Origin of the sequence: Subtercola endophyticus (genome assembly GCF_021044565.1) — a bacterium.
GTDB classification, from domain to species: domain Bacteria; phylum Actinomycetota; class Actinomycetes; order Actinomycetales; family Microbacteriaceae; genus Subtercola; species Subtercola endophyticus.
The window spans coordinates 4,043,971-4,067,777 of sequence record NZ_CP087997.1; the positions used below are offsets into that span (position 1 = coordinate 4,043,971).

22 protein-coding genes are annotated in these 23,807 nt (G+C 67.6%); 13 read left to right on the top strand and 9 right to left on the bottom strand.

Annotated features, from left to right (window positions below):
* The first annotated feature begins 76 nt into the window (after positions 1-76).
* The 5 genes from LQ955_RS18750 (at position 77) to LQ955_RS18770 (ending at position 7,136) form a co-directional block, all read left to right on the top strand.
* The gene (locus LQ955_RS18750; RefSeq protein ID WP_231025992.1) at positions 77-748 is read left to right on the top strand and encodes a response regulator transcription factor; all 672 of its coding nucleotides are present in this window, start codon (positions 77-79) and stop codon (positions 746-748) included.
* Positions 749-787: 39 nt separating this feature from the next.
* On the top strand, positions 788-2,218 hold the full coding sequence (locus LQ955_RS18755; RefSeq protein ID WP_231025993.1) for a sensor histidine kinase: 1,431 nt from the start codon (positions 788-790) through the stop codon (positions 2,216-2,218).
* Between the two features lie 15 nt (positions 2,219-2,233).
* Positions 2,234-3,007, top strand: coding sequence for a DedA family protein (locus LQ955_RS18760; protein ID WP_231025994.1), 774 nt, complete (start codon positions 2,234-2,236; stop codon positions 3,005-3,007).
* A 15-nt stretch (positions 3,008-3,022) separates the two neighbouring features.
* Complete coding sequence (locus LQ955_RS18765) at positions 3,023-4,366, top strand: aminotransferase class III-fold pyridoxal phosphate-dependent enzyme (protein ID WP_231025995.1); 1,344 nt, start codon at positions 3,023-3,025, stop codon at positions 4,364-4,366.
* Between the two features lie 199 nt (positions 4,367-4,565).
* A complete protein-coding gene (locus LQ955_RS18770) occupies positions 4,566-7,136 on the top strand; it encodes a putative bifunctional diguanylate cyclase/phosphodiesterase (protein ID WP_231025996.1) in 2,571 nt (856 codons plus the stop codon).
* Between the two features lie 131 nt (positions 7,137-7,267).
* Here the strand turns inward: LQ955_RS18770 and LQ955_RS18775 are convergent, their stop codons facing one another.
* Both LQ955_RS18775 and LQ955_RS18780 read right to left on the bottom strand, forming a co-directional pair.
* The gene (locus LQ955_RS18775; protein ID WP_231025997.1) at positions 7,268-8,572 is read right to left on the bottom strand and encodes an LCP family protein; all 1,305 of its coding nucleotides are present in this window, start codon (positions 8,570-8,572) and stop codon (positions 7,268-7,270) included.
* A 55-nt stretch (positions 8,573-8,627) separates the two neighbouring features.
* Positions 8,628-9,479: a DeoR/GlpR family DNA-binding transcription regulator gene (locus LQ955_RS18780; protein WP_231025998.1), complete on the bottom strand. Its 852-nt coding sequence runs from the start codon at positions 9,477-9,479 to the stop codon at positions 8,628-8,630.
* Positions 9,480-9,518: 39 nt separating this feature from the next.
* Here LQ955_RS18780 and galT point away from each other — a divergent pair, with 39 nt between their 5' ends.
* From galT to galE, 4 genes are read left to right on the top strand one after another with little or no spacing between them, the layout of a single operon-like run.
* Positions 9,519-10,757, top strand: a complete 1,239-nt coding sequence (galT, locus tag LQ955_RS18785; RefSeq protein WP_231025999.1) for a galactose-1-phosphate uridylyltransferase — start codon at positions 9,519-9,521, stop codon at positions 10,755-10,757.
* Positions 10,754-12,082: a galactokinase gene (gene galK / locus LQ955_RS18790; protein WP_231026000.1), complete on the top strand. Its 1,329-nt coding sequence runs from the start codon at positions 10,754-10,756 to the stop codon at positions 12,080-12,082. Before galT ends, galK begins: the two co-directional genes overlap by 4 nt.
* Entirely contained in the window at positions 12,079-13,260 is a 1,182-nt protein-coding gene (locus tag LQ955_RS18795; RefSeq protein ID WP_304961255.1) for an aldose 1-epimerase family protein, read from the top strand. The genes galK and LQ955_RS18795 overlap by 4 nt, the downstream gene beginning before the upstream one ends.
* Positions 13,257-14,222 (top strand): UDP-glucose 4-epimerase GalE, encoded by a 966-nt coding sequence (gene galE / locus LQ955_RS18800; protein ID WP_231028193.1) that lies wholly within the window; start codon positions 13,257-13,259, stop codon positions 14,220-14,222. Before LQ955_RS18795 ends, galE begins: the two co-directional genes overlap by 4 nt.
* Positions 14,223-14,253: 31 nt before the next feature.
* On the opposite strand, the gene LQ955_RS18805 is transcribed toward galE, so the two are convergent.
* Positions 14,254-14,955 carry a hypothetical protein gene (locus tag LQ955_RS18805; protein WP_231026001.1) on the bottom strand — a complete coding sequence of 234 codons (702 nt, stop codon included), beginning with the start codon at positions 14,953-14,955 and terminating at the stop codon, positions 14,254-14,256.
* Positions 14,956-15,046: 91 nt separating this feature from the next.
* Positions 15,047-15,544, bottom strand: a complete 498-nt coding sequence (locus LQ955_RS18810; RefSeq protein WP_231026002.1) for a Rieske (2Fe-2S) protein — start codon at positions 15,542-15,544, stop codon at positions 15,047-15,049.
* Between the two features lie 176 nt (positions 15,545-15,720).
* Between LQ955_RS18810 and LQ955_RS18815 the strand changes: the two genes are divergently transcribed.
* Together LQ955_RS18815 and LQ955_RS18820 are read left to right on the top strand one after the other, a co-directional pair.
* Complete coding sequence (locus LQ955_RS18815) at positions 15,721-16,224, top strand: sigma-70 family RNA polymerase sigma factor (protein WP_231026003.1); 504 nt, start codon at positions 15,721-15,723, stop codon at positions 16,222-16,224.
* On the top strand, positions 16,221-17,177 hold the full coding sequence (locus tag LQ955_RS18820; RefSeq protein ID WP_231026004.1) for an anti-sigma factor family protein: 957 nt from the start codon (positions 16,221-16,223) through the stop codon (positions 17,175-17,177). The genes LQ955_RS18815 and LQ955_RS18820 overlap by 4 nt, the downstream gene beginning before the upstream one ends.
* A 4-nt stretch (positions 17,178-17,181) precedes the next feature.
* Here the strand turns inward: LQ955_RS18820 and LQ955_RS18825 are convergent, their stop codons facing one another.
* Positions 17,182-17,787, bottom strand: a complete 606-nt coding sequence (locus LQ955_RS18825; RefSeq protein WP_231026005.1) for a histidine phosphatase family protein — start codon at positions 17,785-17,787, stop codon at positions 17,182-17,184.
* A 229-nt stretch (positions 17,788-18,016) separates the two neighbouring features.
* Between LQ955_RS18825 and LQ955_RS18830 the strand changes: the two genes are divergently transcribed.
* On the top strand, positions 18,017-18,322 hold the full coding sequence (locus tag LQ955_RS18830; RefSeq protein WP_313788400.1) for a DUF7882 family protein: 306 nt from the start codon (positions 18,017-18,019) through the stop codon (positions 18,320-18,322).
* Between the two features lie 69 nt (positions 18,323-18,391).
* Here LQ955_RS18830 and LQ955_RS18835 read toward each other — a convergent pair whose 3' ends face one another.
* From LQ955_RS18835 to LQ955_RS18850, 4 genes are all read right to left on the bottom strand, one after another.
* Positions 18,392-19,990, bottom strand: coding sequence for an HNH endonuclease signature motif containing protein (locus LQ955_RS18835; RefSeq protein WP_231026007.1), 1,599 nt, complete (start codon positions 19,988-19,990; stop codon positions 18,392-18,394).
* Between the two features lie 298 nt (positions 19,991-20,288).
* Entirely contained in the window at positions 20,289-21,002 is a 714-nt protein-coding gene (locus LQ955_RS18840) for a GAF and ANTAR domain-containing protein (protein ID WP_231026008.1), read from the bottom strand.
* Between the two features lie 7 nt (positions 21,003-21,009).
* Positions 21,010-21,753, bottom strand: a complete 744-nt coding sequence (locus LQ955_RS18845) for a GAF and ANTAR domain-containing protein (protein WP_231026009.1) — start codon at positions 21,751-21,753, stop codon at positions 21,010-21,012.
* Positions 21,754-21,844: 91 nt separating this feature from the next.
* Positions 21,845-22,606 carry a fructosamine kinase family protein gene (locus LQ955_RS18850; RefSeq protein WP_390623501.1) on the bottom strand — a complete coding sequence of 254 codons (762 nt, stop codon included), beginning with the start codon at positions 22,604-22,606 and terminating at the stop codon, positions 21,845-21,847.
* 279 nt (positions 22,607-22,885) lie between these two features.
* Between LQ955_RS18850 and LQ955_RS18855 the strand changes: the two genes are divergently transcribed.
* Positions 22,886-23,692: a putative protein N(5)-glutamine methyltransferase gene (locus tag LQ955_RS18855; RefSeq protein WP_231026011.1), complete on the top strand. Its 807-nt coding sequence runs from the start codon at positions 22,886-22,888 to the stop codon at positions 23,690-23,692.
* Positions 23,693-23,807 lie beyond the last annotated feature (115 nt).

Here is a 23,807-nt window from a genome sequence, read left to right on the forward strand (position 1 = left end):
TTCACACGTTCTCAGGTTCACATGCGCCCGCTCAGGGGCTTAGCGGTCATAATCGAACTCAGAAGGGTGTGTGCGTGTGAAACTCCTGGTTGTCGAAGATGAAGACGAGATGGGCCGCCTGCTGGTGCGCGGCCTCACCGCCGAAGGGTACGAGGTCGAGCGTGTCGCCAACGGCATCGACGGGCTGATCTCGGCGACCGCGGTGAGCTACTCTGCCGCGATCGTCGATGTGATGCTGCCCGGTATGTCGGGCTTCGAGTTCTGCCGCCACATGCGGGCACAGAACGCGACGCTGCCGATTCTGCTGCTCACGGCCCGCGACGCGGTCGACGATCGGGTCAAGGGCCTCGACGCCGGCGCCGACGACTACCTCACGAAGCCGTTCGCGTTCGCTGAACTCTCGGCGCGCATCCGGGCGCTGCTGCGGCGCGAGACCTCGGGTCCGCAACTGTCGCTCTCGATCGGGTCGCTTGTCATCGACAGCCACAACCGCAAGGCCACGGTCTCGAACACCGCACTGTCGCTCAGCCCGAAGGAGTTCGACCTGCTGCGCCTGCTCGCCTCGCGCCCGGGCGCCATTCTCACGCGCACCGAGATTCTCGACGAAGTGTGGGGCCGCACCGAGCACATCGACGCCAACGTGGTCGACCAGTACGTGAGCTACCTGCGCCGCAAGCTCGACCCCATCGGTTCAGACGTGTCGATCGCGACCCGGCGCGGAATCGGCTATGGCCTCGAGGTCGTCTAGCCCGCCGAGCCCCAGCCGGCGCAGCCTCAGCTGCGACAAATGGATGCGCGCGTGAACCTGCTGCGTCGACTCTCGATCAGGGTGCGGCTCACCATCGGCGCCGTCGTCATCGCTGCCGTCTTCTTCGCGGGAACTGCCTTCGTGGTGCGCCACCAGGTCGAGTCCATTCTCGCCAACTCCTCGGTGATGCTGCTGCAGAGCGACTCGGCTCCGTTCGAGCAAGACATCGCCGCCGGCAAGGGCGCCTCGCTCGACTCGCCCGGTCAGGGCCAGCTCATCGCCGTGATCGACCCCGACGGGCTGGTGACCGACTCGACCTTTCCCATCGAACTGCAGCCCCAGCTCGGCACGCTCGCCGCGGCGGGGCCTGACACGCAGTCGGTGACGACGCCCGCCGCCGACTACCTCGTCATTTCGCGCACCGTCACGACCGACGACGGCACCTGGCACGTCGTGACGGCCCGCAACGAGTCCGCGTCGAAGCTCTCGGTCGACAACCTGACCCGCGCGCTGCTCATCGGCCTGTTCATTCTGACCGCCCTGTTCGGGCTGGGCTCCTGGCTTCTGGCGTCGGCCGCCCTGCGCCCGGTGTCGGCCATGCGACGCACGGCGGGCGAGCTGCAAAGCAGCGTTTCGACCGAGTTGCTGCCCGTCGGCCCGGCGCGCGACGAGCTCTCGGCGCTCGCGATCACACTGAACGGGCTCATCACGCAGCTGCGGGCATCCGCCGACCGCGAGAAGCAGCTCGTCTCCGACGCGAGCCACGAGCTGCGCACCCCGCTGGCGATTCTGCAGACCCAGCTCGAGCTCGCTCACCTGAGCACGGGCGATGCGGATGCCCTGCTGCTCGAAATCGAATCGGCCGAGCGCACCGTCAAGCGTCTCTCGGTGCTGGCCGCGAGCCTGCTCGAGCTGACCCGCATCGAGGGCATGACCGGGCGCGAGTCGGCAACGGTCGACGAGCTGACGGCCGAGCTGGTGGAGGCCATCGACCGCGCACGCATTCTGGCCATCGGCAGCGCCATCGTGGTCGACTACGAGATCGCCGCCGTTCCCGCCGACTGGGGCACCGGATGCACGGCAGCCCTCTCGCGTTACAGCTTCGGCCGCGTGCTCGACAATCTGCTCGGTAACGCGATCGCGGCCATGGCCTCGATCGGGGACGGCTCGGGCACGGTGAAGGCCGAGCTGTCGCTGACGGGCGACCCCGAGCATCCGGTTGTTCGGCTCGAGGTCACCGACACCGGGCCCGGCATGAGCGAGGAGTTCTTGCCGCAGGCCTTCGACCGCTTCGCCCGCGAAGACGCCGCACGCTCGGGGGCCGGCGCCGTCACCAGCGGGGCCGGACTCGGCCTCTCGATCGTGTCAGCGCTCATGTTCTCGGCAGGCGGCACTGTTACCATGACGAATCGCCAGCCCTCGGGGCTGAGTGTTGTCGCCGACTTTCCGGCACTTTCTCTTTCTACGTGAGGTTGGGTCTGACCCGTGCTTCTGGCTTCCGGCATACTCGCGCCTGCGTTCTCGGCGCTGACTTCGGCCGTCACCTTCGCCGGCACCGGGCTGGCCGGCATCAATCCGATCAACCCTGAGCCGCTGGTGCAGAGCGCGGGGCCGTGGGCGCTGCTCATCGTCTGCGCCATCATCTTCGCCGAGACCGGCCTGCTGATCGGGTTCATTCTGCCGGGCGATACGCTGCTGTTCTTCACCGGGTTGCTCACCTTCACGGGCGCGATTCCGCAGCCGCTCTGGCTGGTGCTGATCTCGATCTCGTTCGCCGCGGTGCTCGGCGACCAACTCGGATATTTCATTGGTTACCGATCGGGGCCCCGAATATTCGAGCGAAAAGACTCGGGGTTCTTCTCGACGAAGAACGTGGCGCGCACGCAGGGCTTCTTCACGAAATACGGCGGAGCCGCCGTCATTCTGGCCCGCTTCATTGCCGTGGTGCGAACGTTCGCGCCCGTAGCCGCGGGTGTCGGCAAGATGCGCTACCGAAAGTTCTTGTTCTTCAACGCCATCGGTGCCGTTGCGTGGACCTTCCTGCTCGTGCTGCTCGGCTACTTCTTGGGCCACATTCCGGGCGTCTCCGACCTCGTGACGCAGTACCTCGGCTACGTCATCCTCGGCATCCTGCTGTTCACCGTGATCGCGGCGCTCGTTTCGTTCCTCCGTTCGAAGCGCGAGGCCAAGCGCGAGGCTGCCTCCGCTTCCGAGTCCGCCGGTACGGCCGAGTCCGACACAGCCACGAAACAGTCGTAACCTAAGCTCGACGGTATGGTTTCTGCACCCTTCACCGTCACCCAAGAACGCAAGATCGTCACCGAACTGCCCGGCCCCAAGTCACGCGAGCTGCACGAACTGCGGCGCAAGGTGGTGTCTCGCGGCGCGGGCACTCTGGCCGACATCTACATGGATCACGGGTCAGGCGCGATTCTGGTCGACGTCGACGGCAACCAGATCATCGACCTGGGCTGCGGCATCGGGGTCACGACGATCGGCCACGCGCATCCGGCGGTCGCCGCGGCAGCCGCGGCGCAGGCCAGCAAGCTCACCCACACCCTCTTCACTGTCACGCCGTACGAAAACTACCTGCGCGTCGCCGAGAAGCTCGCCGAGCACACCCCGGGCGACTTCGAGAAGCACTCCATTCTGGTGAACTCGGGCGCAGAAGCGGTAGAGAACGCGGTGAAGATCGCTCGCAAGTACACCGGCCGCCGCGCCATCGCGGCCCTCGACCACGCCTTTCACGGCCGCACCAACCTCACCATGGCCATGACCTACCGCCCGTGGCCGGAGCGCGCGGGCATGGGGCCGTTCCCCGGCGAGATCTACAGCGTGCCGACGAGCTACCCGTTCCGCGACCCCGAGGGCATGACCGGCGTCGAGGCGGCCGAGCGCACCATCGATTACATCAACACGCACATCGGCGCCACCGAACTGGCGGCGCTGTTCGTCGAGCCCATTCAGGGCGACGGCGGCATCGTCATTCCCGCCGAGGGCTTCTTTGAGACGCTCAGCGCGTTCTGCACCGAGAACGGCATCGTCTTTGTGGCCGACGAGATTCAGGCCGGCATCGCTCGCTCGGGCGCGTGGTATTCCATCGAGCACTCGGGCGTGGTTCCCGACCTGATCACGAGCGCGAAGGGCATCGCCGGCGGTTTTCCGCTGGCGGCCGTGACCGGCCGGGCAGAGATCATGGATGCCGTACAACCCGGTGGCATCGGTGGCACCTTCGGCGGCAACCCGGTTTCTACCGCGGCCGCGCTCGCGGTGTTCAAGCTGATCGAAGAAGAGAACCTCATCGCCGAAGCCCAGCGCGTCGAGAAGGCGTTCTTCGCTCGAATCGGCGACTGGACCTCGAAATACGCGGTCGTCGGTGAGGTGCGCGGCAAAGGCTGCATGATCGGGGTCGAGCTCGTGCATCCGGGAACCCGCACGCCATACCCCGAAGCACTCACCGCGGTGATCAAGCACGCCACCTCGAACGGTGTCATCGTGCTCGACGCCGGGAGCTGGGACAGCGTGCTGCGTTTCTTGCCGAGCGTGGTCATCAGCGACGAACTGATCGACGACGCCGCCACCGTGATCGAAGAGGCGTTGCAGGCGCTCGAGCCGTGAGAGGCGAATAGCGACGTAATTCCTCCGAAAGCGTCGTCTGCGCCGTGCAAATGCTAGGTTGTGCAAAAGTGAAAGTTGGCGAGCACCAACCTCATCGGGGCTGACTCGCTCAGCAGCGCCCGAGGGAGGCAAGCAGTACATGGCGAGACGGCAAGGGAGCACAGCGAAAGCAGCGGCAGCGGTATCAGCGTCGGCATCGATGCCAGCTGCCGCGAAAGTGCAGCTGCGCACCGCTGCCGCGCTTCCCTTTCTCGTCTTCATCGTTCTCGTTTTTCTGGCGCTCGCGCTCATGCCGTTCGAGATCGCGCTGGTCGATCTCATCGTGCCGGCCGCCGTGATGCTCGTCATCGTGCTGCTCGCCCTGCTGCTGCCGTGGCAGCGGATGCCCGGCTGGACGCAGGCCGTCCCCGTACTGCTGTTCTTCGTTGTGATCGTGTTGCTGCGCGGGCTCTCTGACGGCGCGACCGGATTCGACCCGCTCGTGCTGCTGCCCGTGCTCTGGTTCGCGCTCTACGGAACGGCCATCGAGGTGGCGCTGTCGGGTCTGGCCACCGCGCTCGTTCTGATCGTGCCCTTGTTGCTGCCGTCGGGCGCCGCGTCGGTGCACGCGTCGACGAGCGATTGGGTGCGCGCCCTCTCGTGGGTCGCCTGCGTGGTGCTGATCGGTCCGATCATCCACAGCGTGGCGCGGCAGTGGCGCGCACAAGAGCGGGAGAGCGCGATACGGCTGGCCGAGGTACGCGAGAGCGAGCTGCGCACACGGCTGCTGCTCGAGCAGATGCCCGACACGATTCTGTTCGTCGTCGACGAAGATTTTCGGTACCAGACGGTCGCAGGGGCCGGAAAGGTCTTCGAGGGGGCGCTCACCTGGCAAGGCAAGACGCTCTATCAGGTGTCGAACGCGACGAACGTGGCCATTCTCGAGCGGGCCTTTCGTTCGGCGCTCGGCGGAATGCGCGCGGTGGTGACCATCAACTCGACCGTCACTCAACTCGAGACGGAAGTGACCTGCGTGCCCTTCGTTCGGGGCGATCATCCGCTCGCCCTTGTCGTTGCACGGGATGTCACCGAGGCGCGCGGTCGCGAACTCGCGCTGCGCGAGGTGACCGCGCAGTTCGAGCAGCTGGTTCGCGAGTCGCCCACCGGCATGGCGCTCGCCGACGTGACAGGGCGCGTAGCTCTGGTCAACGACGCGTTCTGCGCGCTGTTCGACTCCGAGCCGGATGCCCTGATCGAGTCATCGGCAACGACACTGTTGCCCATGATCTCCCCGCACAGCCCCAATTGGGTCGCCGAACTCATCAGTTCGGGTCGTTCGCGCACCGCCGCGGCCGTGGTGCTGCCGACGGTCGGCGAGGCAGAATCGAAGCGGGCCATGGTCACCGCTGTCGTACTGCGAGATTCGCACGGCGAGGCAACCTCGGTGCTCATCAACGCGCACGACACCACCGAGCAGCACCGCTACCACGAGCATGTGGCATATCTGGCTTCGCACGACTCGCTCACCGGGCTGGTCAACCGGTCGGAGTTCGAACGGCTCGTGGCCGCGCATCTCGAGGCGTGCCGCTGGGGCGGCGATGCGGGGGCGGTGCTGGTGCTCGACCTCGACAACTTCCGCGAGATCAACGACCGCCTCGGGCACAGCGGAGGCGACGAGTTTCTCGTGGCGATGGCCGGCATGCTGTCGCGCTGGATCCACTCCAGCGACGCGGTGGCCCGCATCGGCGGAGACGAGTTCGCGGTGCTGCTCACCGAGGGCGACCGCGACGAGGCCGAGGCCGCCGTTCAGACGCTGGTCTCGCTCGTGCGCGACGGATTCCGCTCCAGCGACGGTGAAGTGCTCGGTCGGCGAGTCACCGCGAGTGTCGGAGCGGTGGCGGTCGTCAGCGAGGCCACCACGGCAGCGGAGTTGCTGAGCGACGCCGACCTGGCCATGTACCAGGCCAAGAACGCCGGCCGCAACGGCTACAGCTTTCTCGGCCCCTCCGATCTGCTCGCCGCTCGGGTGTCGAACCAGATCAACTGGACGGAGAAGATTCTCGCGGCCATCGAGAACGATGCGCTCGTGTTGCACGCGCAGCCGATTCTCGACCTCACGACCAACACGATTTCTTCGCTCGAGCTGCTGGTGCGCATGGTCGACGATGACGGCAGCCTCATTCCGCCGGCCGGCTTCATCGCGGTCGCCGAGAGCGCCGGGCTCGCCGTGATGATCGACAAGTGGGTGGTCGGCCGCGCCCTCGAACACCTGTCAGATCTGCAGCGATTTGCGCCCGACATCAAGGTGCACGTGAATCTGTCGGGGCGCTCGGTGGGCAACCTCGAGTTCGCTGAGTTCATCGAGCGGCGGCTCGCCGAAACGGGTGTGGATGCCGGGGGCCTTGTGCTCGAGGTCACCGAAACTGCTGCGGTCTCCAGTATCGACGCCGCGCAGATCTTCATGAATCGGCTGACCGCACTGGGCTGTGTGTTCGCGCTCGACGATTTCGGGGTCGGATACGGCTCGTTCTACTACCTCAAACACCTGCCGTTCGGCATCGTGAAGCTCGACGGCGAGTTCGTGTCCGGCAGCGAACGCGACCCGCTCGACCTGCTCGTGATGTCGTCGCTCGTCTCCATCGGCAAGGGCCTCGGCAAGTTCACCGTGGCCGAGTTCGTCGAAGACGAGGCCTCCCTCACCATGCTGCGCGAGCTGGGCGTCGATGGCGCCCAGGGCTACTACATCGGCCGCCCCGCCCCCCTCTCGGAGTACTTCCCCCAGCTCGCCTGACCCGCACCGAGATCCACTTTGCGAAAAGGCCCCCAAGAATTGCGTTTTGGGGCACTTTTCGCAAAGTCGAACGCGCGCGCGGGGAGGGGAGGGGGCAGGGTAGGGGGAGAGGGAGGAGGGAGGAGGGCAGGTCAGTCGCCGAAGGCGTTGGCGCAGGTCTGCTGGGCGGCGGTTTGGCCCGTGACGCCGTCGATGACGGCGGGAGCGGTCGAGGTGGGTGACGGGGTAGATGAGCCCGAGGCATCCGGAGTCGGGGAGGCTGAGTCGGTTGCCGCGTCGGTTGCCGCGTCGGTGGCGCCGTCGGTCGGCGGGTTGGTGGCCTCGTCGGTCGCGCCCGGTGTGGGCGTGGCTGTGCCGCCGTCGACGAGGCTCGAGCCGGGCCCGGTCGCATTCGCGTCGAGGGTGAACGGCTCGTCGGCCTTGATCTTGGCGAACAGCTCTTCGGCGACACTCGTCGTCGGCACCACCTTGCCGGGGTAGTCGGGGTCGCCTGTCGAGCCCGGATACTGCACGAAAACGAGGTTGTTCAAGTCGACGTCTTTGAGCGCGAGCGCCAGCGACACCATCGAATCGAGGCTGGCGAGCGACGTCGAGAGCTTGATGTTCGACGCGGCCGCCTGCGCGAGCCCGTAGAGCTTCGTCACGTCGGTGAGCGTATTGGCACTCTTCAGCGTGCGCACCAGTGACGAGAGGTACTGCTGCTGCGACGAGATGCGGGCGAGGTCGCTTCCGTCGCCCACGCCGTGCCGCGTGCGCAGGAACGCGAGCGCGTCGGCGCCCTTGACGACGCTGGTTCCGGCCGGCAGGTCGAGACCCGAGTCGGTGTCGGTGATGGGCTCGTTGAGGCAGATCGGCACGCCGCCGACGGCATTCGTCATCTCGATGACGCCGTTGAACGAGATCAGACCGGCGTAGGGAATTTCGAGCCCGGTGAGGTTCGCGACGGTCGACGTGATGCAGGCCAGCCCGCCGCGTTCGTACCCGGTGTTGAGCGCCTGGTTGTAGGTCGCGTCGAACACCTCGCCCGTGGTCGGGTCGGTGCACTTCGGATGATCGACGATCAGGTCACGCGGAAGGCTGACCACCACTCCGCTCTTCTGGTCTGCCGAGATGTGCAGCAGAATGTTCACGTCGTTGAGCGTCGCATCGCGCTCGCCGAAGTAGTCGCCCTGGGTCGCATCGTTGTCGGTGCCCACGATCAGCACGTTGAATCCGCCCACGAACGCCCCCACGTGCGGCTGCGACTGACCGCCCGAGATGTCGATGGAGTTCGCGGTGACCTGGTTGGCGATGCTCGTCACGGCGATGGCGGCGACGGATGCCCCGCTCGCGAGCACGACAGCCGCCGCGATGGCGACCAGTTTCACGACGGTGCTGGCGGTGCCGAACCGCGGCCGTTCGGCGTGCTTGAGCGGCGGGTCGAGCTTCGAAGGCATCAGAACAGCATACGTAGTGAGCTGGGCTCAACCTGTGAACGCTCGATGCGGGTTGTCACGCCGCGAACTGCGAAGCGAACTGTGCGGCGGCCGCCACGTCGGTGATGAGCCGCAGACCGGTTTCGGCGAGCGGCTCGAGCCGGGCATCCGTCGCGGGCTCGACGGGGGAGGCACTCGTCACCAGCGCCGCGAACCGCTCGATGCCGCCGATGCGGCCGAGATGCACCTGGCCGAGCTTGCTGCGGTCGGCGATGATGACCGCACGAGTCGACGATTCGAGCATGAGCCGCTTGAGCTGCGCCTCGGGCAAGTTGACGTTCGTGACGCCGCGGTCGGCGTCGACGCCGTTGCAGCCGATGAAAGCGAGGTCGGCGTGCAGATTGCGCAGCATCGACGACGCCAGCGGCTCGACGAGAGAGTGCTGCAGCGGGCGCAGCGTGCCTCCCGTCACGATCACGGTCAGGCGCGGGATGCCCGGCTCGAGCGCGAGCGCGATGCTGAGCCCGTTCGTGATGACGACGACATCGCTGAGGTCGGTTCGTGCCACCAGTGCTTTCGCAACCGCAAGGGCGGTGGATCCCACGTCGAGCAGCACACTCTGCCCCGGCCGAACCAGGCTCGCTGCGAGGCGCCCGATCTGCTGCTTCTCGGCGGCAGAGGCCTCGAGGGCCTGCTCGAAGCTCGGTTCACGCTCGAGAGAGCGGTTGCGGATGACCGCTCCGCCGTGCACGCGGGTGATCGCCTGCTGTTGATCGAGCAGGTCGAGGTCGGAGCGAATGGTGACGTCAGATACTCCGAACGTCTCACTGAGCTCGGCGACACGCGCGAAACCGCGCTCGTCGATCACCTCGAGAAGTCGTTCTCGACGGTCAGTCGCCGAGTAGGATACTTTTGATTCTGAAACCACTCCTTGATTCTATTTGCGAAATCGAAAGTGCACTACTCCATGACGCTCGAACCGCCCGCCGCAGATCACTCGGCCGATCATCCGGCCATTCCCCTCAGCACCGTCGGCGGCAGGCCCATCGTGAAACGCGAGTATGTGCTGGCCGATGGCCGCGAACTCATCTACTACGACGACGCCGACACGGGCCTCGCGCCCGAGCGGCTGCCCGATGAGCGAGCGCTCGACCCGCGGCCGGCCACGGCGTCGATGCGACAAGACGCGCTGACGGGGGAGTGGATCTCCATCGCCGCGGCCCGCAACAATCGCGTCTTCTTGCCGCCCGCGAACCTCGACCCGTTGGCCCCGCAGGCACCCGACAATCCGTCGGAGGTGCCCAGCCTGTACGACGTCGCCGTGTTCGAGAACCGGTCGCCGTCGTTCGGTCCTGAGCTGGCGGGCGAGGGCCCGGAATCCCCGACGCCGGGGTCGCTGGGGTTGCCGGGGTCGCTGGAGTCAGCGGAGCCGCTCGGGTCGCCGGGGGTCGGCGGCGCTCCGGTCGAGGGCATCGAGCTGGGCCGGGCACGGGCATCCATCGGTCGGTGTGAAGTGGTGTGCTTCAGCCCCGAGCGCGAGGGGTCGTTCGGCTCGCTCGGCACCTCGCGGGCACGCACAGTGATCGAGGCCTGGGCCGACCGCACCGCGGTGCTGCAGGCACTGCCCGGGGTCGAGCAGGTGTTTCCGTTCGAGAACCGCGGCGAGCAGGTCGGGGTGACTCTGCACCATCCGCACGGGCAGATCTACTCCTACCCCTTCGTCTCGCCGCGCACCCAGCGGCTCATCGCCTCGCTCGAGTCGTACGGGCCGACGCTGTTCGCCGACATTCTGGCGTTCGAGCAGGCGGGCGAGCGGATGATCGTGCAAGGTGAGCACTGGAGCGCCTTCGTTCCGTTCGCGGCACGCTGGCCGATCGAAGTGCACCTGCTGCCGCACCGGCAGATCCCCGACCTGGCCTCGACTTCGGGCGGCGAGCGCGACGAGCTCGCCGTGCTCTACCCGCGGGTGCTGCGAGCCATCGATGCGCTGTACCCGACGCCGACGCCCTACATCGCGGGGTGGCACCAGGCGCCGGTGAACATGCATCGCGACGACATTCGGCTGATGCTGCAGGTGACGTCGCCGCGCCGCGCCGCCGATCGCCTCAAGTTCTTGGCCGGGTCAGAATCGGCCATGGGTGCTTTCATCGGTGACATTCCGCCCGAGACGACGGCCGCGCGGCTGCGCGAGGTGCTGGGCGCATGAGTGACGTTCTCGACGAGTCGCGCGGCGGGTCCCGCGCTACCGTGCATGCCGACCTGCGCGAGAACCTGCTGCGCGAATTCGCCGAGCGGCACGGCGGCGACGCGCTCGGAATCTGGTCGGCCCCGGGGCGCGTGAACCTCATCGGGGAGCACACGGACTACAACCTCGGCTTCGTGCTTCCGTTCGCCATCGACCGTCGCGCCTACGTCGCGCTCGGCACCCGCGATGACGGCCTGGCCCGGGTCTCGTCGACCTTCTCCGACGAGGTCGTCGAGCTGCCCCTAGCCGACCTGACCCCCGAGGCCCTCACCGGATGGTCGGCCTACCCCCTAGGCGTGGCTTGGGCCCTCCTGGCGCACCCCACCCCCGCCCCCGCCCCCGCCCCCACCATCGAGAGGGCAATTCCTCTCCCAAACGGCCACTTTTCGGAGAGAAATCGCCCTCTCGATGAGCCGGCGGCACAGGAGCCGGCGGCACAGCAGGATGCGCCGCGCGGGTTCAGCCTGCACATCCACTCCGACGTACCGATCGGGGCCGGGCTGTCATCGTCGGCCGCCATCGAGTGTGCGACCGCCGTCGCGCTGAACGAGTTCTGGCAGCTCGGTGACTCCGCTCAAACGCTCGCCCGCATCGGCCAGATCGCCGAGAACCAGGTCGTCGGCGCCCCGACCGGCATCATGGACCAGAGCGCTTCGATGCTCGGCCGGCTCGACTCCGCGGTGTTCCTCGACTGTCGAAGCATGCAGGCCGAGGTGGTGGGTCTTGGGCTGGCGGCGAACGACTATGAGATTCTCGTCATCGACACCAAGGTCAGCCACGCCCACGCCACCGGCGGATACGCGGCCCGCCGGGCATCCTGCGAGCTCGCCGCGCGCACCATGGGCGTCGAGTCGCTGCGTGACCTCGGCCCGGCCGATCTGCCGCGCATGCAGCAACAGCTCGACGACGAGACCTTTCGGCGCGCTCGCCACATCGTCACCGAGAACGATCGTGTCGAAGAGACCGTGCGCCTGCTCGAGACCGTGGGCCCGCAGGCGATCGGCCCCCTGCTCGACGCCTCGCACGTGTCGATGCGCGACGATTTCGAGATCTCGGTGCCACAGCTCGACCTCGCCGTCGACGTCGCTCAGCGCGGCGGCGCCATCGGCGCACGGATGACCGGCGGAGGCTTCGGCGGCAGCGCCCTTGCTCTCATTCCCCGCGCACTCCGCGCCCAGCTGGAGGCCGGTATTCTCGAAGCGTTCGCACAACACGCGTTCGACCAGCCCGATCTCTTCGTCGTTCAGCCGTCTGACGGCGCGACCCTGAAAGGCGACGCCCGATGAGTACCCCCACCGCCCCCAGCACGGGCACTGGCCTCGCCGCCGGCACGGATGCCCCGGCCGGCACGGGCACAGCCCCCACGGGCCGCCAGTTCGAACTGACCAGCGGCGGCCGTTTGCGCGCGGTCGTCACCGAACTCGGTGCGATGCTTCGGCTTCTCGAGGTCGACGGCGTTTCCCTCATCGAAGGCTTCGACGAGAGCGTCTACCCGCAGTTCTGCGCGGGATGGATGCTCGTTCCCTGGCCCAACCGCGTGCGCGACGGCCGCTGGAGCTACGACGGTGTCGAGCGTCAGCTGCCCCTCACCGAGCCCGAGCGCGGCAACGCCCTGCACGGCTTTCTCTTCGGACTCGTGCACACCGTCGTCTCGCAGAGCGACTCGTCGATCACCCTTCGCGCCCTCATCGAGCCGAGCGAGGCCTACCCGTTCGCGCTCACCGTCGACACCACGTTCACCCTGAGCGATACCGGCGCGCCGGCCGGCGCGGCTCAGATCGCCGGGCCCGCCGCGCCCGCCGGGCCCGCAACGCCAGCCGCCCCCGTGCTCACCATCACCCACGCCCTCACGAACACCGGCGACCGCGACGCCCCCACCGCCATCGGTGCGCACCCCTACTTTCGCATCGGCGACGTGCCAACCGAGCAGCTGACCGTGACCGTCGATGCCGCCACCCGGGTCACTGTGGATGCCCGGCTGAACCCCACCGGCACCGCCCCCGTCGCCGGAACCCCGTACGACCTCAGGCGCGGAACCGTCGTGGGCGGCTCCGACCTCGACACCGCGTACCTCGACCTGACTCCGGCCGCCGACGGACGCTACCGCCACAGCATCGCCGCCCCTGACGGACGGCGCATCGAGCTCTGGGGCGATGAGAACTACAGCCAGGCGCAGGTCTTCACGACGCCGATCTTTTCCACCGCGGCCGGTCCTGGCTGGGCCGTCACCGTCGAACCGACCACCGCGCCACCGGATGCCCTGAACACCGGCGAGAACCTGCGCTGGATCGCTCCCGGCGACAGCTGGACCAGCTCCTGGGGCATCGACTTCGCCGCCGCGACCGCCGCCGGCCCGACCGCCGCCGGCCCGACCGCCGCCGGCCCGACCGCCGCCGCCGGCCCGACCACCGCCGCACCGGCCCCCGCGGTCACCCCGACTACGACCCCGGAGGCAACACGATGACCTGGCTTGTCACCGGCGGCGCCGGATACATCGGCTCGCACGTCGCCCGTGCTTTTCTCGCGGCGGGCATCGAGGTCGTTGTGCTCGACGATCTCTCGAGCGGGCGGCCGGAATTCGTGCCTGCGGGTGCCGTGCTCGCTCAGGGTTCCCTCGTCGACGCGGAGTTCGTCGAGCGCACGTTCGCCGAGCATCCGGTCACCGGAGTCGTGCACCTCGCCGGGTACAAGTACGCCGGGGTGTCAGTGCAACGCCCGATGCACACGTACACCCAGAACATCACGGCCACCGTGAACCTGCTGAATGCCATGAATGCGAACGAGGTTCCGTCGATCGTGTTCTCGTCGAGCGCCGCGGTATACGGCAACACTCCGGCCGAGTTCGTCACCGAAGAGACGTCGACGGCGCCCGAGTCGCCCTACGGCGAGACGAAGCTGATCGGCGAGTGGATGATCGCCGACCAGGCCCGCGCGACCGGCCTGCGGCACACGAGTCTGCGGTACTTCAACGTGGTGGGGTCGGGCGTGCCCGAGGTGAGCGACACCAGCCCGCACAACCTGTTTCCGCTGGTGTTCCGGGCGTTGCAGAGCGGTGCCACGCCGAAGATCTTCGGCGACGAATACCCCACCCCCGACGGCACGTGTGTGCGCGATTATGTGCACGTCGCCGATGTCGCGGCGGCGCACGTCGAGGCTGCGCAGAAGCTCGATGCGGGCATCCAGCTCGAGCGGGCGTACAACCTGGGCAGCGGATCGGGTGTTTCGGTGCGCCAGATCATGACCGAGATGGCAGAGGTCACGGGCATTCCGTTCACGCCAGAAGTGCTGCCGGCGCGGCCCGGCGACCCCGCGCGCATCGTCGCGTCGGGTGAGCTCGCGGCCCGAGATGTGGGCTGGGCGCCGCGGCACTCCCTGCACGACATGATCGCCTCCGGCTGGGCCGCCGCCACCCACCAGCCCGCCTGACCCGGCCTCCCCGTCGCCGCCTGACCCCGTGTCAGTTCAGCGGATCCTCGCTGAACGACCCCTGCCACACGGCGTTCGAGCCCGATTCGCCGATCTGCACGACCTTCACCACGGTTCCGGCCGAGATGCCGACTCCGAGCACGATGAGCACGATCGAGACGATCACCGACACCCGCCAACTGGCGCGATGCGGCAGTGAGGCGGCCGCACCAGGTGCGACCGTCGTGCCCGGGGCCGCCGCCTCACTGGATTCCGTCGCGTAGGGGTCCGCGACAGCTCTGTGGCCGGTGGTGGCCGTTCCACCCGCCGAAGGGGTACCGCTGCTGGCAACGAGAGGCACCCCGCCGGCCGGAACCGGCACCGACGCATTGCGCGCCGGCGGCTGGGGCACGGTGCGCGGCGCGGCGAAGAACCGGTACCAGCCCCAGATCACCACGGCGATCAGGAACTGGGCGATGGCCCACGGCAGCAGCGTGTCACCGAGCGCCACGTGTGCCTGCACCAGGGGCGTCGACGCCACGCGCTGCTCGAGCCACTCACCCGCGTTCGTCGCCAGCGGCACGCTGATGAGACCGATCAGCGCCACGAGAGGCGTGACGATGCCGAGCTTGCGACGAAACGCCGGCCAGAATGAGCCCAGCGCCGTCATGAGGCCCGCGGCGGGCAGCACGATCACCACTACGTGCACCAGCAGTATGTGCAGCGGCAGTCCGTTGATCTCGTAGGGCAGCATCAGGTTCTTCTCCGTCGAGGTCGAGAGTGAGGGTAAGAGCGTTTCGAGGCGAGCGCGGGTCTAGGCGCGTGCGGGTGTGGGCGAGCGCAGCTCAGGCCGCGACGATCGAGTCGCCGTCGACCTTGATGGCCACGGCGGTCAAGCCCTTCGTCGCCGGCCCATGGGTGACGTCGCCCGTCGTGAAGGTGAAGGTCGATCCGTGGCACGGGCAGGCGAAGTCGCTCGAGGCGATACCGACGGCGCAGCCCTGATGCGGGCACACCGAGCTGAAGCAGACCACGCTACCCGCGGCGGGCTGCGAGACGAGCAGGTCTTGCCCGTTGAAGGTCACGCTCTTCGCCCCGCCGACCGGAATGTCGGCCAGCTTGGCGATCTCCGCCCCGCCCGCGGTCGATCCGGATGCCGAACCCGACGTTGCAGCGGCCGACGAGGTTGCACCAGCCGTCGGCTGGGCGTTGTTCGCCGCTTCACCCGAGCCCGCCGTCGAGGTGGGGGCACAGGCGGCCAGGGCGAGAGCGCTGGCGCTCGCGAGGCCGACGCTGCCGGCGGTGAGAACGACACGGCGGGGAATAGCGGATTTCTCGGTCATGATGCTCCTTCGTGGGTGGGCCTGAGGTACAGCGGCTCTGAGGTGTTCTACTGGTATCTACGAGAGCGCCGCCGGGTTCGTTCACCGACCGCCCAGATTTTTTCTCGGTCGGCGACTTGCTACGCTACTGAACTTTTTCGCCCCGGCCGTCGTACTACACAGTGGAGGTGTTATTCATGGGCAACGAACAGGCTGACGTGCTGCGTTCGCTGCACGACGAATACGCGCCTGCGCTCTACCGCTACGTGGTGCGCATGACCAACGATCGCCAGTGGGCCGAAGACGTGGTGCAAGAGACGCTCTTTCGCGCCTGGCGCAGCCCGAGCATCCAGTCGACCGACGATTCGGCGCAGGCGTGGTTGTTCACCGTGGCCCGCAACCTCGTCATCGACGAGTGGCGCAGCGCCCGCTCGCGCAACGAGATCGGCACCGCGACAGTACCCGAGCGGGCCAAAGCCGACCACACCGACGCCGTGCTGCAGGCCTGGCTGGTGTCGGATGCCCTGACCGAACTCACGCGGGAACACCGCGAGGTGCTCGTGCACTCCTACTACGGCGGCAAGACCGTCGCCGAGATCGCAGAGCACCTCGGCATACCCGACGGAACTGTCAAATCGCGCCTGCACTACGCCCTGAGGGCCCTGCGTCTCGCCCTGCAAGAAAAGGGGGTGACCCGATGAGCCCCGCAGATCGTCACGCTGGCGGTTCGCGCGCAGACGTATATCGCGACTGGGACGCCGCCTACGTTCTCGGCTCGCTCTCGCCCGCCGAGCGTCTCGAATACGAAGAGCACCTCGCGCGCTGCCCCGAGTGCGCAGCCTTGCTCGCCGAGCTCGCCGGAATGCCGAGTCTGCTCGCCAGCCTCAGCGCCGACGAAGCCTTCGCAATCGATGCTGCAATCGATGCCGCGATCGACGGTGCCGTCGGTTCCGGTCACAACGCCACGGGCGAAGCCGTGGATGCCCCACCGACCCTCCTGCCGACGCTCTTGTCGCGCGCCCGTTCCGCGCGCCGCCGCTCGCGACTGATCTCGGTCGGCGTCGGTGTCGGCTCGGTTGCCGCCGCCGTGGCGCTGACCCTTGTCGTCGCCCTGGCCATCTGGCCGGTCGGGGGCGCCGGATCCGCGGGAGTCTCTGCACCCACCTCCTCGGCGGTCGCCTCGCCCGGCACGTCACCCGGAGCCTCGCCCGGCACGTCAGCTCCGAACGACGCCTCCCTCGCCAGCCAGCTGCAGTTCGTGCCCCAGGTTCCCGGCCCGCTGAGCGCCGAAGCGACCCTGCAAGACGAGCCGTGGGGCACCCGCATCGAGTGGAAGTGCACGTGGGCCGCCGGCGACGGCACGCCGGGCGCTGTGCCACCAACGGCGCCACCGTCGGGTTACCACGACGGGCCGCCGCCGTCAGGTGCGCCGGCCTCGGGCAGCGCTGCGACCGGCGCCGACTCAGGCGCCGTCGGCTACGGCATGATCGTCACAGACCGCAACGGAGCGAGCATTCAGGTCGCGACGTGGACCTCAGACCCGGGAACGGTCGCCACCCCGACGGCCACCACGAGCATCCGGCTCGCCGACATCGCGTCGGTGGCCATCGTCGCTGCCGACAGTGGCCAGGTGCTGCTGAAGTCGACGCTCTGATTCGTCAGGCGCCCACCGAAGGCCGGTGCAGTTCGCCGTTCACAACGGTGACCGACCAGCACGAGGCATCCGCCTCACCGGCAGAAGGCGAGTGCACCAGTACGCTGTGCGCGGCGTTCGTGATGGTGGGGATCTCTTCACCACTGAGCGCCTTCATGGCGATGCGAATGAGCGTGCCGTGAGCAACCACGATGATGCGGGCACCCGGATGCTCGGCGACCAGTTCAGCGAGTGCCGGGGCCGCGCGATCCGCCACCTCGCGCTCGGTTTCGGCGCCCTCGAACCCGCCCGGAATGCGCAGGGCGCGCAGTTGCTCGCCGTCTTGCAGACCCTCGGCGAGACCGTAGTGCCGCTCGACGATGCGCGGAATCTCGGCAACGACGGGCACGCCCAGCTCGGCGCCGAGAATCGATGCGCTCTCGCGCGCACGCTCGAGGGGCGAACAGACGATGAAATCCCACTCCGTGTCTCGCAGCAGCTCCGCAGTCGCGCGAACCTGGGCGCGGCCGATGTCGTTGAGCGGAATGTCTGTGCTGCCCTGCAGGCGCCGTTCGGCGTTCCACTCCGTCTCTCCGTGGCGGACAAGAGCGAGGGTGGTCGATGCGGTCACCCCTCCAGTGTGACAGCTTCGGGGCGCCGCGGGCGCGCGGTCAGTGGATGAACGGGTGGAGCACGGGCATCCACACACCGTTGTTCACACCGCACACAGCATGAAATGCCAGACCCGTCAACCCCCTAGCTCGCGTGCCGCAGCGCGTGCTTTGTTTGAATACTGTCTATCTGTAGCTGTGCAGGGGAACGTCTCCTGGAGTGCGCCGGGAGGCAAAAACGTGGGCAAGATGATCTACGGCAACGCGGGCACCGAGATCGTCTTCGACGACCGGGTTCTCGCGCACCTTCAGATCGTCATCGGCAACAAATTGCGCCGGCGCGAGAGCTTCTTCTTCTCGTGGAAAGACGACGCAGAGCAGGGATCGGGGCGCAGCAGTCTCTGGCTCGATCCGTCGATTCCGCTCTACTTCAAGTACTTCGGAAGTAAGGTTCCCGTCGTCAACCGCGAGTGGCTGCGTCTGCTGGCCGATTCGGCGAACAGCGGCGGCGGTCTGCACTACATTCCGGAGCCGGAGCTGTCGAGTCTCGCGTAGGCGGATTGGCCGTGCGTCGACCTCTCTGTGAGTCGATGTTCGGCGGCGCCGAAGCTTGCCTGTGTCGGGCTAGTCGGCGTCGGTGAATCTCGGGCGCACGGGTGTGTTGTCGCGTCTTCGTCGTTCGAAAATGTTCGGTGGCCCGGTTTTCGTGAGGCGGTCTGAGGTTTGTCGACACCTTTGGGGTCGCTGCTCGTGGTCGACCCATTTCGGTGGAATCAGATGCGGCACCCCCTCAACCATGACGAGCTTCCAGTCGGCGGTATGTAAGTGGTTGTGGTGGAACTTGCACAACAACGCACCATTACACACATCCGTCACACCAGGTGCGTAGGTGTCGTCTTTCCAGTCCACAACATGATGGCTCTCGCAGAATTGCGGGGGCCGGTTGCAGCCCTTCCACACACACCCGCCATCACGTGCGGCGAGAGCCCGGTTCTGCGCGGCGCTGAACAGGCGCTTCGTCTTCCCGAGGTGCAGTACTTCCCCGTGCGCACCGAACACGGTCGTGACGATGTCGGCGTGGCAGAGAGTCTGCGCGACCACCGATGCCGGGACGGGTTCGTCGATGCCGTCGATCCACCCCACACCACGCCCAGAGACAACGTCCTCGAGGGTGGCGTGGATGTTCAGCACCGGCCGGGCGCCGTTGATCTGCGGCATCCCCGACAACCCTGCTGCGACCCGGATGACTTCCGTGAACACATCCACCCGACGCTGCGGCAGCGTACGCGTATCCACCGCTACCGCCTCAGTCTCAGTCGCCGCATCAGCACCAGCACCGGTGGCCGTGGCGAGGGTGCCGGCTCCCGTGTCGGCATGGGGTGTGCCGGGGTCGAACGGGATGTGTCCGGCGACGCGGGGGCTGGAGATCGCATGATCAACGGCCATCCACACCCCGCCCTGTTCCGGCGTGAGTATCCCGTTCACACGGATGCAGCCTGAGCGGGTGTTCGAGAACGTCAGACCGCGTTTCGCTTCCAAATCTTTGTACCGCGGTTCCGCACCGTCAGCGTCCAACGACTCCCGGGCCCGGACAGCGAGCCCACGAATATCATCCGCCGGTAGAGACACCCCGCCGACCCCATCGATAGCCCACTCAACGAGTTGCCGTTCGACCGCACGGACCTCCTCGGTGCCGCAGTTCGGGGCCGCCTCCGAGAGCGGACGGGTGATGGCTTCTGCGGTGTCGATACCGATCAGGCCCGACCGGAGAGCATCCTCGACCTCCGGGAACCTCGACGGGACCGGCATCCCAACCACAACCGAGGGCACCACCTGCGCACCGAGCTTCGTTCGCGCCCGAGCCGTCGACCTCGCCACCGACGTGCTGGCCACGATCAGTTCGACAGCGTTCGCGAACCCCTGCTTCCGTGCGAGTGACTCCTCCCCCAGCTCGTGTCTACTCCGGTCTGCGACATCCCCAGCCACCTGAATACGTAACCCGTCTACCAGCCTGCCCAGCCGCTCCACCGCAACCAAGCCGGCCAATAATTCTTCGTCGGCAAGCCCGCAGGGCGCGGCAGCCCGGAACACCCCACACTCACCACACGCCGCAACCGCCTCCGCCAACAGAACACCCAACGACACCCGAACAGCATCGTGCCCATCGGGATGATTAGGGCCGTCGGCAGTGCTGCCGGGGGTGTTGGGAGGTGTTGCGGACATAGACCGATCATACCACAATCCCGAGGTATTCTCACTAACAAAATGGTCGCCGAACCACGGGAATCCGCACCCCGAAACACCCACCCCGAAGCATCCCGGGGCTGCCGCGCCCTGCCGGGCTTGCCACCAGGCGACCTACCGCACCACCATAAATACCAGCAGCCACCGACAGCGAGACCCGCCGGACACCTCCCCGAGGCGGTCACCAAGAACGTGCGCCTAACGAAGATGCTTGTACCGAAGATGCTCGAGCCGATGAGGGCTGCGCGGTCTGAGAACCCGACCTCGGCGGCGCTCTCTAGATGACGAGGCGGCGGTTCACGACCCGCGCGGCGACGTCGCTGAGCGGCAGCGCGTTGCTGCGGGCGTAGCTGCGCAGCAAGGTGAACGCCGTATTCATGTCGACCGCTCGGGACTGCGCGATGACACCCTTGGCCTGCTCGATGACCACTCGGCTGTCGAGGGCGCGCTGCAGCTGTTCGCGCGCCAGCTCGCTCTGGCGCAGGGTGCGCTCGTGCACGATGCCGATTGTTGCAACGTCGGCGAGGGCTTGCGCGGCGGACGCGTCGGAGCCGTTCAGCGCACCGGGCACTTCGCTGAAGAGGTTGAGGGCACCGAGAGTGGATCCGCGCAGTCGCAGGGGAACGGCATGCACTGCGAGAAGTCCCTGCTCCAGCGCGCCATCACGAAACAGCGCCCAATCCGCACGCATCGTGCGAATGTCGGGCACAGAGACGACGGCTCCGGTGGCGTAACACTCCACGCATGGCCCGAGCCCTTCGCGCAACTGCAGAATCTCGAGCAGCCGGCTGCGCTCACTGGTCGAGGCGACGACCTCGAGCACCCCGTCTTCGTCGGCAAGCAGCAGGCCGACCGCCGCGGCGTCGAACACGGTCGCGCAGGTGTCGACCAGGTTCTGCAACAGGTCGACGACGTCGTACCCCACGACGAGCGTGTCGGCGAGCGAGACGAAGGATGCAGCCAGCAGCCCTTCACGCGAATACTCAGGCATGTCGAATCTAGGCCCGCTCGTTGTCGATGGAGAGGTTGAGGGTGCGCTCGACCACGTCACGAGCGACGTCTCGAACAGGGCGTCCCGAACTGAAGGCGTGTGCGCGCAAGAGCAGCAGAGCATCCGTCGGGCTCACCTGCAACTGGGCGATGATCATTCCTGTCGCCTGATGCACCTGACGGCGTGAGAAACCCGGCGTCGGGTCGGACTCGTCGTCGCCGAGCGCCCCGTTCGACGCGTCGATGTCGGAGCCCGCGGCAAGAACGCGGCGCACGACCTGCCAGGCGGCGACGCGAGCGAGCGTGGTCACGTCGTTGACCTCGCTCGGCGTGAGGTGTCGCGGTGCGCGCGAGTAGAGGTCGACCGACCCGACGTCGACCGCACCGAGGGTGAGGGGAAAAGCGTAGAGAGCGCCAATCTCATAACCGCGCAGTGCCTCGGCGAAGACCGGCCAGTCGCCGTGATCGCCTCGCTCGAAGTCGCCGCTCAGCACGGGCTTTCGTGCCGCGATCGCCTGCCAGCAGGGGCCTTCGCCGAGATCGATCTGCAGCTCGTCGATGCGAGCCGCACGCTCGTCGCTCGCGCAGATGGTGGCCACACCGAGCCCGGTGCCGATGGTCGACACGGCGGCTCCGCTCACCGACAGAACGCGCAGAAAAGGGGCGCACAGACTTGCTCGGCGGCCGTTTTCGTTGGCCGCGCGCATCTCGCGCAGCGCCATCTGCAGCGGGGCGATCGAGGCATCAGGCACAATCAACCTCCAGACCGATTCGCGTGCAGAAAAGTCTATTGTCTCAGCGCGAGAATGGATGCCCGGGGAGTCCCCGCGCCACCCGAACCCGTCACAACGCCAGCACTGCCTCGGCCGCGTGCATCAACTCGGCGCCATACGACGGCCCGTGCCCGGCGGCGTGCACGGCGAGAGGATGCAGCTGATGAAGCGGCACCCGGTCGACCCAGCCGGCCCGCAACGGATGTACCTCCTGGTACCCCTCGAGAATCTGCTCGAGAAACGGGCACCCGAAGAGCGCGAGCATCGCGAGGTCGGTTTCACGGTGACCGCCGTGTGCTGCGGGGTCGATTAGCACGACTCCCGCCGTCGACCAGAGCACATTGCCCGACCAGAGGTCGCCGTGGATGCGCGACGGCACGTCACCGTCGTCGAACTCGCCCGCGGCGATGCGGTCGCAGGCCTGCTCGACGACCGCGCGGGCATCCCGACTGAGGTACCCGGCGTGCTCGGCCGTGTTCAGATACGGGCGAACCCGGTCTGCGGCGTAGAACGCACCCCACGTCGAGGAGTGTGCTGTGGGCAGTGGCCGTCGGCCGATGAACAGGGGTCCTTCGAAACCGCGCGGCGGGGCGCCGAACGCGTCAGCGCCCGCGTCATGGGTGGTCGCCAGGTCGCGGCCGAACGTGCGGGCGGCGGCTGCGGCGGGGCGGGTTTCGTCCACGCGGCGCAGGGTGATGTGCCCGGGGTCGACGCTGAGCACGTCGACGATGCTGACTCCGCGCGCGTCGGCAAGCCAGGCCAGCCCGGCGGCTTCGGCCTCGAAGAAGCCCGGTGGGGCATCCGATCGCCGTTTTTCGAACGTTCTGGGCAGCACGACGCCCCCACTTCCGCCCGCCTACGAGCGAGCAGTCGAACGAGAGGAGCGGGTCAGCCGCGGTAGGCGCTGTGGGCCATGGCGAGCCCCGCTGCGATGCCGGTGATTCCGACGCCGAGCGTGATGAAACCGAGAATCGCGAACAGAAGTTCTGGCATCGTGGGGCTCCTTGGTGAACGTCGGGTGACCGCGGATAGAGGCCGAGGCCTCTGCTGAAAGTGCTCTTAACGTATCAAGCACTGGTCGCCTGGGCCAGCCCCCGGTAGCGTGGGGGCGATGACCGACACCGCAATCGCCATCGTGAAGCGGCTGCGCGCGGCCGGCTGCGTGTTCGCCGAAGACGAGGCCGCGCTGCTGATGGCCGAGGCCGAGTCGCCCGACGAACTCGACGCGATGGTCGATCGTCGCGTCTCCGGGCTTCCGCTCGAGCACATTCTCGGCTGGGCGCAGTTCTGCGGGCTACGCATCGCGGTCGAACCCGGGGTGTTCGTGCCGCGCCACCGCACGGAGTTTCTGGCTCAGCAGAGCATCGAGCTGGCGACGGCCGCGCTGGTCGGCCGCACGACCTCCGGCGAAGCCCCCGTGGTGGTCGACCTGTGCTGCGGCGCCGGCGCGATCGGGGCGGCGGTGATCGCCCAGGTTCCGGGCGCCGACGTGTTCGCCGCCGACATCGACCCCGCGGCCGTGCACAGCGCGCGACTGAACATTCCGAACGGGCAGGTGTACGAGGGCGACCTCTTCGAAGCTCTGCCCCCGCAGCTGGCCGGCCGTGTCGCGGTGCTGGTGGCCAACACGCCGTATGTGCCGACCGAGGCCATCGCGCTCATGCCGCCAGAGGCGAGGCTGCACGAGGCCCGGTTCGCGCTCGACGGAGGGCTCGACGGGCTCGACATCCAACGCCGCGTCGCTGCGGGCGCAGCGGCGTGGTTGCGACCCGGCGGCCACGTGCTGGTCGAGGTCAGTGACGAGCAGGCGTCGCACTCCGCGGCCGTGTTCGAGAGCTACGGGATGCCCGCCCGTATCGTGAGCTCAGAAGAGCTGTACGCCACCGTCGTGGTCGCGACCCGCCCCGCCGTGGGTTAGCACCGGGTCACGGCGCGGCACGATCATCCGTTTGGGATGAACACTCGGCCAACGGCGCGTGAGTCTGCCCGGCACCATTGACGCTGTCTCGCCGCCACCAGCACACTGGAGACAC

Excerpts from the sequence above, each read along its gene's own strand:
- LQ955_RS18795 (WP_304961255.1), top strand. The coding sequence starts at position 12,079 with ATGAGTACCCCCACCGCCCCCAGCACGGGCACTGGCCTCGCCGCCGGC.
- galE (WP_231028193.1), top strand. The coding sequence starts at position 13,257 with ATGACCTGGCTTGTCACCGGCGGCGCCGGATACATCGGCTCGCACGTC.
- LQ955_RS18810 (WP_231026002.1), bottom strand. The coding sequence starts at position 15,544 with ATGACCGAGAAATCCGCTATTCCCCGCCGTGTCGTTCTCACCGCCGGC.
- LQ955_RS18815 (WP_231026003.1), top strand. The coding sequence starts at position 15,721 with ATGGGCAACGAACAGGCTGACGTGCTGCGTTCGCTGCACGACGAATAC.
- LQ955_RS18840 (WP_231026008.1), bottom strand. The coding sequence starts at position 21,002 with ATGCCTGAGTATTCGCGTGAAGGGCTGCTGGCTGCATCCTTCGTCTCG.
- LQ955_RS18770 (WP_231025996.1), top strand. The coding sequence starts at position 4,566 with ATGCCAGCTGCCGCGAAAGTGCAGCTGCGCACCGCTGCCGCGCTTCCC.
- galT (WP_231025999.1), top strand. The coding sequence starts at position 9,519 with ATGACGCTCGAACCGCCCGCCGCAGATCACTCGGCCGATCATCCGGCC.
- LQ955_RS18855 (WP_231026011.1), top strand. The coding sequence starts at position 22,886 with ATGACCGACACCGCAATCGCCATCGTGAAGCGGCTGCGCGCGGCCGGC.
- LQ955_RS18820 (WP_231026004.1), top strand. The coding sequence starts at position 16,221 with ATGAGCCCCGCAGATCGTCACGCTGGCGGTTCGCGCGCAGACGTATAT.
- galK (WP_231026000.1), top strand. The coding sequence starts at position 10,754 with ATGAGTGACGTTCTCGACGAGTCGCGCGGCGGGTCCCGCGCTACCGTG.
- LQ955_RS18775 (WP_231025997.1), bottom strand. The coding sequence starts at position 8,572 with ATGCCTTCGAAGCTCGACCCGCCGCTCAAGCACGCCGAACGGCCGCGG.
- LQ955_RS18835 (WP_231026007.1), bottom strand. The coding sequence starts at position 19,990 with ATGTCCGCAACACCTCCCAACACCCCCGGCAGCACTGCCGACGGCCCT.
- LQ955_RS18805 (WP_231026001.1), bottom strand. The coding sequence starts at position 14,955 with ATGCTGCCCTACGAGATCAACGGACTGCCGCTGCACATACTGCTGGTG.
- LQ955_RS18765 (WP_231025995.1), top strand. The coding sequence starts at position 3,023 with ATGGTTTCTGCACCCTTCACCGTCACCCAAGAACGCAAGATCGTCACC.
- LQ955_RS18830 (WP_313788400.1), top strand. The coding sequence starts at position 18,017 with ATGATCTACGGCAACGCGGGCACCGAGATCGTCTTCGACGACCGGGTT.
- LQ955_RS18755 (WP_231025993.1), top strand. The coding sequence starts at position 788 with ATGGATGCGCGCGTGAACCTGCTGCGTCGACTCTCGATCAGGGTGCGG.